The organism is Desulfocurvus sp. (genome assembly GCF_023230885.1).
Classification (GTDB): Bacteria; Desulfobacterota; Desulfovibrionia; order Desulfovibrionales; family Desulfovibrionaceae; genus Desulfocurvus.
Genome location: NZ_JALNWM010000164.1, coordinates 1 through 7,971 on the forward strand (window position 1 = coordinate 1; position 7,971 = coordinate 7,971).

Annotated in this window: 5 protein-coding genes; all 5 read left to right on the forward strand. The window is 71.9% G+C overall.

The window, feature by feature from the left end; translation table 11 throughout:
• Positions 1–186 precede the first annotated feature (186 nt).
• Positions 187–2,787: a cobyric acid synthase gene (locus tag M0P34_RS11620; protein ID WP_291499261.1), complete on the forward strand. Its 2,601-nt coding sequence runs from the start codon at positions 187–189 to the stop codon at positions 2,785–2,787.
• A gap of 475 nt (positions 2,788–3,262) precedes the next feature.
• Entirely contained in the window at positions 3,263–3,655 is a 393-nt protein-coding gene (locus M0P34_RS11625) for a MucR family transcriptional regulator (RefSeq protein ID WP_291499263.1), read from the forward strand.
• A gap of 228 nt (positions 3,656–3,883) precedes the next feature.
• Positions 3,884–4,342, forward strand: a complete 459-nt coding sequence (locus M0P34_RS11630; RefSeq protein ID WP_291499264.1) for a MarR family transcriptional regulator — start codon at positions 3,884–3,886, stop codon at positions 4,340–4,342.
• A 37-nt stretch (positions 4,343–4,379) separates the two neighbouring features.
• Complete coding sequence (locus tag M0P34_RS11635) at positions 4,380–5,447, forward strand: efflux RND transporter periplasmic adaptor subunit (protein ID WP_291499266.1); 1,068 nt, start codon at positions 4,380–4,382, stop codon at positions 5,445–5,447.
• A 51-nt stretch (positions 5,448–5,498) separates the two neighbouring features.
• Positions 5,499–7,971 (forward strand): efflux RND transporter permease subunit (locus M0P34_RS11640; RefSeq protein WP_291499269.1); only part of this gene is annotated, 2,473 nt, incomplete at its 3' end.

Here is a 7,971-nt window from a genome sequence, read left to right on the forward strand (position 1 = left end):
CGTCGGGCGCGCGGTGCGTCGGGCGCGCGGTGCGTCGGGCGCGCGGTGCGTCGGGCGCGCGGTGCGTCGGGCGCGCGGTGCGTCGGTTCCGGGGGTCGGCGCCCGCCCCGGTTTTGGCCCGCCGGGGCGGGCCGGGCGCCGCTCCGGCTGTGGCGGCGCGAGCCCTTCTCGTGTAGGCTGCGCGGCATGCGAAATCCAGGATTCGGGCATGGCGGCGAGGTGCGCGCGCTGGCGGCGCGGGCGGGGTGCGAGGTGGCGGAGCTGGCGGATTTTTCGGCCAGCATCAACCCGCTGGGGCCGCCGGACTGGCTGCGCGGCGAGGTCAGCGCGGCCCTGTCGGGGCTGCGCCATTATCCGGACCCGTACGCGGGGCCGCTGTGCGCGGCGGCGGCGGCGCGCTTCGGCTGCGCGGCGCCCGAGGCGGTGGCGGGCAACGGCTCCACGGAGCTGCTCTACGCCCTGCCCCGGGCCCTGGGGCTGACGCGGGCCCTGGTGCCCGCGCCGGGATACGCCGATTACCGCCGGGCCTGCGAGCTGGCGGGGCTGGCGGTGGACACCCTGCCCCTGGACGCCGCGCGGGGGTTCGCGCCGGACCTGGGGCGCGCGGCGGCCTGGCTGCGTCGGCACGGGCCGGGCGCGGCGGTGTTCCTGGGCCAGCCCAACAACCCCACGGGCCGCACGGTGGACCCGGAGGCGCTGCGCGCCCTGGCGCGGGAGTTCCCGGGGGCCTGGGTTGTGGTGGACGAGGCCTTCGCGGATTTCGTACCCGGGCTGGGGCGCCTTGCCGGGGCGCGGCCGGGGAACGTGGTGGTCCTGTGGTCCATGACCAAGTTCTACGCGCTGCCGGGGCTGCGGCTGGGGCTGGGCTTCGCGGCGCCGGGGGTCGCGGCGGCCTGGCGCGCGCAGCTGCCGCCGTGGTCGGTGAACGGGCTGGCCCAGGCCGTGGGGCTGCGGGCCCTGGGGGACGGGGACTACGCCCGGCGCACGCTGGAGGAGACGGCGCGGCTGCGGGCGGAGCTGGCCGGAGCCCTGGAGGCGCTGCCGGGGCTGCGGGTGTTTCCCGGCGAGGCGAACTTCCTGCTGTGCCGCCTGGAGGGGGCGGGGGCGGACGCGGCGGCCCTGGCCGGGCGGCTGCTGGAGGGCGCGCGGGTGGCGGTGCGCGTGTGCGCCAATTTCGAGGGGCTGGACGGGCGCCACTTCCGGGTGGCGGTGCGCGGCGGGGAGGATAACGGGCGGCTGGTGCGCGCCCTGGGCCGCGAGCTGGGCGGCCCGGCTCCGGCGCTGGTCCGGCGGCGCACGCCCGCGCTGATGGTCCAGGGCTGCTCGTCCAACGCGGGCAAGAGCGTGCTGGCGGCGGCGCTGTGCCGCATCCTGCTGCGCGAGGGCTACGCCGTGGCGCCGTTCAAGTCGCAGAACATGTCGCTCAACTCGTTCGTCACGCGCGACGGCGGCGAAATGGGCCGGGCCCAGGCGACCCAGGCCCGGGCCTGCCGCCTGGAGCCCGACGTGCGCATGAACCCGGTGCTGCTCAAGCCGGTGAGCGACCGCGGCTCGCAGGTCATCGTCCTTGGCCGCCCGGTGGGGACCATGCGCGTGGGCGAGTATGTGCGCTACAAGCCCGAAGCCTTCGCGCAGGCCCGGGCGGCCTACGACGCCCTGGCGGCGGAGCACGAGGTGATGATCCTGGAGGGCGCGGGCAGCCCGGCGGAGATCAATCTGCGGGCGCACGACATGGTGAACATGGCTATGGCCGGGTATGCGCGGGCGCGGGTGCTGCTGGCGGGGGACATCGACCGGGGCGGGGTTTTCGCGGCGTTCACGGGGACGATGGAGCTTTTGGCCGAGTGGGAGCGGGCCCTGGTGGCGGGCTTTGTGGTCAACCGTTTCCGGGGCGACGAGAGCCTGCTGGGCCCGGCCCTGGAGGCCGTGACGGCGCGCACGGGGGTGCCGTTCGCGGGGGTGGTGCCCTTCCTGCCCGACCTGGGCCTGCCGGAGGAGGACTCGGTGTCCTTCAAGAGCGGGGCGCTGGACATGCGGCCCGGCCCCGGGCGGGAGGTGGAGGTGGCCTGCGTGGATCTGCCGCACGTCTCCAACTTCACGGACCTGGACGCCCTGGCCGGGGAGCCGGACGTTTGGCTGCGCGTGGTGCGGCGGGCGGGGGAGCTTGGCCGCCCGCACGCAGTGATCCTGCCGGGCAGCCGCAACACCGTGGCGGACCTGGACTGGCTGCGGGCCTCGGGCCTGGGGGCGGAGCTGGCGGAGCTGGCCGCCGCCGGGCGCACGGAGATCGTCGGCCTGTGCGGCGGCTTGCAGATGCTCGGCCGCGAGGTGGCCGACCCCCTGGGCCTGGAGGGCGGCGGCGTGCGCCCGGGGCTGGGGCTGCTGGGGGTGGACACGGAACTGGCGGGCGAGAAGACCCTCGTGCGCGCCGCGGCGCGCCATGTGCCCACGGGGCTGGCCCTGGCTGGCTACGAGATCCATCACGGCCGCACGGTGGCGGCGCCCGGGGCGGGGGCGGCGGTCTGCGTGGAGCGCGCCGACGGGCAGCCCATCGGGTTCGCGGCGCCGGGCGGGCTGGTGTGGGGCAGCTATCTGCACGGGCTGTTCGACGCCGACGGGTTCCGGCGGACGTTCTTGGACGGGCTGCGCCGCCGGGCGGGGCTGGCCCCCGTGGGCCGGGTGGTGGCGCCCTACGACGTGGAACCGGCCCTGGAGCGGCTGGCGGACGTGGTGGCCGAGCGGCTGGGGCTGGCGACCATCCTGCGGGCGGCCGGGCTGGGCGGATAGGGCCTCGGCCCGGGGCGGGCACGACGTGGGGCCCGGGCAGGGCGGGCGCGGCCACCGGACGGGTGGCCGCGCCCGCCGCCTTTGGCCGCCCGGGGGCGGCCCCTGGCGCCGCGTTGCAGGCCGCGCCGCGCGAGGGGCCAATGCATTGCTGTGTCTCTCCGTTCTTTTTTTCTCAAAGTAGTGGTGCTTCGCAGGGGCGGGAACCGATTATTGCACTGGCGGTTTTCCGGGCCTGTTTTTAGCGGGCCAATGCACTTGTCCCCGGCCTGTGTCCGCTGGCGCATGAGAGGCGACACCGGCTCCCTGGCGCAGGAATGACGGGGCGGTAATTCCCGGTCGGCCATGAGGGATTTGTGCAGGATGTTGCGCAAGTGCGCTCCCCGGACAGCGTCCGTTTTTTGCCCCGGAAAAACATATTGCAATGCCATGATTCGTCAGCTATAGAGTGCGCACACACCCATTTCGGAGGAACAACATGGACGACTACTTGAAGGAAGCGCTTGAGATAGTGAAGGCCCAGGCCAGCGTGCGTACGATGACCGAGGAGGAGATCATCTCCATGGTCCAGAAGCTGGCCCACGGTATCGCCAACATCAGCGACGATGCGGTGGACGCCGACGGTGATTCCCCGGCCGTGGACCCCAAGAAGGCCATCCGCGAGAAGAGCATCGTCTGCCTGGAGTGCGGCAAGAGCTTCAAGGTGCTGACCAAGCGGCACCTGTCGACCCACGACCTGACGCCCGTGGACTACAAGGAGAAGTGGGGCTACCCCAAGAAGACCTCCCTGGTCTGCAAGAGCCTGGCCCGCGAGCGCCGCAAGAAGATGGGCGAGATGAAGCTGTGGGAGCGCCGCGGCAAGAAGAGCTGACCGTCGCCGCTGGCCCTTGCGGGCCGCGCGATCGTCTTTGCGGGGGGTCTGGCTTGCGCCGGACCCCTCGGCTCGTTTCCCGCCCGCCCGGCGCGAAAGCGGCCCCGGTTCGAATTGCGTTGTTTTCCGGAAGAACGGGGGCATGTTGCGTTTCAAACAGGCTTTCCTGTTGACGCGTGCCTTTCCGGGCGCTAGCGTCCCCACCAGTAATCGTATGCAGGTATTGCCATGAGCCACCATCCGTTTTCCCTCGACGCGTCCGCCGGCTATGCCATCTACCGGACGGGCAAGGCCATGAAGTTCGAGCTGCGCCGCAGCTTCCGGCTGGCCGGTATCGACGTGACCTCCGAGCAGTGGGCGCTGTTGTGTCGGCTGTGGGAGCAGGAGGGGCGCTCCCAGAAGGAGTTGGCCGAATGTTCTTTCAAGGACACGGCCAACATCACGCGGATGATCGACGTGCTCGAAGGCAAGGGTATCGTGTTCCGCGAGCGCGACGCCAACGACAGGCGGACCTACCGCATCTACCTGACCGACGAGGGGCGCAGGCTCAAGGACAAGCTGATGCCCATCTTCGCCCGGGAAAGCGAGCAGGCATTCTCCTGCCTGACGCCCCAGGAGCAGGAGCAGCTCCTGTCGATGCTCGACCGCCTGTATGCGCATGTGAGCTATCTGCGCGACAAGAGATAAGATCCGCCAACGTGCCCCCCTTGGGGCGGAGGTTTGCATGAAAGGCATCGCGACAGGGCTGGTGCTGGTCTTTTTGTTTACCCTTGCGTCCGGCGCCCGGGCCGAAGACGGGGCGCCCCAGGGGCCCCCGCCCACGCTGGTGATCCTTGGTCAGGCCGAGGACGGCACGGCGACGCCCCGGGCGGATTTCGTGGGCAGCGTGGAGTTTCCGGAGGTGTCCCTGGTGGCCGCCGAGGTCGGCGGGCGCGTGCTGGCCGTGAACTTCGAGGAGGGCGGGCGCGTGCGCGCCGGGCAGGCCCTGGTGACTCTGGACACCGCGCTGCTGGACAAGGGGCTGGCCGCCGCCCAGGCCGGGCTGGCCGGGGCCGAGGCGTCCCTGGAGCTTGCGCGCCTGGAGCTTGCGCGGCGCACGGAACTCATGAACAGCCGTTCCATCGCCGAGCAGGACTTCGACGAGGCGCGCTTCACGGTGCGCGAGCTGGAGGCCAAGGCCGAGGCCCAGCGGGCCCAGGCCGAGCGCCTGGGCCTGGAGCTGGACAAGGCCCGCGTGCCCGCGCCCTTTGCGGGGGTGATCCTCCAGCGCGCGGTGGAGCGCGGGCAGTGGCTGGCCGCCGGGGCGGGGGTGGCGCTTCTGGGGCGCGACGACGCCGTGGACGTGGTCGTCTCCGTGCCCCAGGACATCCTGCCCTTCATCGCCGCGGGCCAACCCGTGGAGGTCACGGTCTCGGGGCGGCGGCTGGAAGGCGCGGTGCACGCGGTGATCCCCAAGGGCGACGTGGCCACCCGGACCTTTCCGGTGAAGATCCGCGTGGCCGGGGCCGTCGGCCTGGCCGAGGGCATGCAGGCCGTGGCGCACCTGCCCTCGGGGCAGGCGGTGCAGGCCGTGCGCGTGCCGCGCGACGCCGTGGGGCTCATGCGCGGGCAGAACGTGGTCTTCGTTGCCGAGGCCGGAGCGGCGCGGCTGGTGCCGGTGCGGGTGGTGGCCTACGAGGGGCTGCACGCCTGGGTCGAGGGCCCGGGCCTGGCCGCGGGCCTGCCCGTGGTGGTCAAGGGCAAGGAACGCCTGTACCCCGGCGCCCCCCTGCGCACCGAAGGCGCCGACTAGCCGCAACCCCAAAGCGATCCGCCCCGCCGAACCCGGCGGGGGAGGGGACTCATGGACTTCATCCAATATTCCATCCGTCGTCCCGTGACGGTCGTCGTGGGCATCATTCTCGTGGTCCTCTTCGGGCTCATCGGCCTGGCGGGCATGCCCTACCAGCTCACGCCCACGGTCACCGAGCCGGAGATCACCGTCACCACCACCTGGTCCGGCGCCACGCCCTACGAGATCGAACGCGACATCGTGGAGGAGCAGGAGGACGTGCTCAAGGGCCTGGCCGGGCTGACGGAGATGGAAAGCACCTCCCAGAACGGCCAGGGCGAGATCACCCTGCGCTTTGCCATCGGCACCGACGTGGACGACGCCCTGCTGCGCGTGTCCAACAAGCTGAACGAGGTGCCCTCGTATCCGGCCACGGCCGACAAGCCGGTGATCACCGCCACGGGCTCGGCCGCCTCGCCGGTGATCTGGGTCGTGCTCAAGGCCAACCAGGGCAACGAGCGGCCCATCGCCAGCTACCGCACGTTCTTCGAGAACGAGGTGCGCCAGTACCTGGAGCGCGTGCCGGGCGTGGCCGACCTGTTCGTCGGCGGCGGCACCGAGCGCGAGATGCATGTGGTGGTCGACCCGGTCCGCCTCGCGGCCCACGGGCTGACCATCCCCGCCGTGGCCGCAGCCCTCCAGGCCGAGAACGTCAACGTCTCGGCGGGCAACATGGACCTGGGGCGCCACGAATACCGCATCCGTTCCACGGGCGAGTTCCGCGACCCGCAGGACATCGAGGACGTGGTGCTGCTCTCCGACGGGCAGCGCCGGGTGCGCCTGGGCGACGTGGGCCATGCGGCCTTCGGCTTCGAGAAGACCTCCGTGGCCATGATGCACAACGGCGAACCCGGCCTGGGCGTGGGCGTGAACCCCGAGCCCGGCGCCAACGTCCTGGACATGACCAACGCCGTGTGGGACGTGGTCCAGGAGCTGAACCAGGGCAAGCTCAAGGACCAGGGCATCCGCATGGACTGGGCCTACGACCAGCGGCCCTACATCGAGGGCGCCATCGACCTGGTGCGCCAGAACATCCTCATCGGCAGCGTGATGGCCGTGGCCGTGCTGCTCCTTTTCCTGCGCAGCTTCTCCTCCACGCTCATCGTCGGCGCGGCCATTCCCATCAGCGTCATCGGCTCGTTCATCATGATGCGCGCCCTGGACCGCAACCTGAACGTTGTGTCCCTGGCGGGCATCTCTTTCGCCGTGGGCATGCTGGTGGACAACGCCATCGTGGTCCTGGAGAACATCGACCGCCACCGCAGGCAGCTGGGCAAGAGCCCGGCCCTGGCGGCCTACGACGGCGCGCGGGAGGTCTGGGGCGCGGTGCTGGCCTCGACGCTGACCACCGTCGCCGTGTTCCTGCCCGTGGTTTTCACCCAGGAGGAGGCCGGGCAGCTCTTCAAGGACATCGCCATCGCCGTGACCTGCTCGGTGGGCCTGTCGCTGTTCGTGTCCGTGTCGGTGATCCCCATGCTGGCGTCCAAGCTCTTCGGCCTGGCCCAGCGCCGCTTCGCGCGCAAGGGCGCCGCCGCGCAGGACGGCGAGCCCGCCGCCTTCGAGCTGCGGGCCCTGCGGCCCCTCAAGGCCTTCGGGCGGGCCTTCGCCGGGGTGGTCATGGCCCTGGTGGAAACCTGCCTGCGCAGCTGGCGCACGCGCCTGGCGACCATCGCGCTGCTCACGGGGTTCGCCGTGGGCGCCACGGCGCTGTTCATGCCCAAGATGGAGTACCTGCCCCAGGGCAACCGCAACTTCATCCTCTCGGTGCTCATCCCCCCGCCGGGGCAGTCGGTGCAGGAGCGCGAGCGCGCGGGCGAGCTGATCTTCCGGAACGCGGAGCCGTTCCTGAACCGCGACCAGGGCCCCGGGGGCCTGCCCGGCATCCGCGACCTGTTCTATGTGGGCGCGCCGGGCTTCAACATCTTCGGCCTGTCCGCCTCCGACGAGCAGCGCGCCAAGGAGCTGCTCGGCCCGGTCAAGGGCATCTCCAACTCCATCCCCGGGGTCTTCGGCTTCGCCTTCCAGGCCGGCATCTTCCAGGATCGCCTGGGCGGCGACCGGACCATCGACGTGGACCTTTCGGGCGCGGACCTGGAAACCCTGGCCGGGGCGGCCCAGACCCTGTTCTTCTCCATCCCCCAGGCCATGCCCGGCTCCGAGGTGCGCCCGGTGCCGTCCTTCGAGATGACCTTCCCCGAGGTGCGCCTTGCGCCCGTACGCGACCGGCTGCGCGCCGCCGGGCTCACCGCCGCGGACCTGGGCCTGTCCGCCGACGTGCTCATGGACGGGCGCAAGGTCGGCGAGTTCAAGGAGGAGGGCCTGCCCTCCATCGACCTGGTGCTCAAGGCCGGGGCCGACCGCGTGGGCTCGCCCGAGGAGCTGTATTCCACGCTGCTGTCCACGCCGGGCGGGCAGCTGGTGCCCATGTCCTCCCTGGCGGAGCTGACGCGCACCACGGGCATCAACGAAATCCGCCACCTGGAGC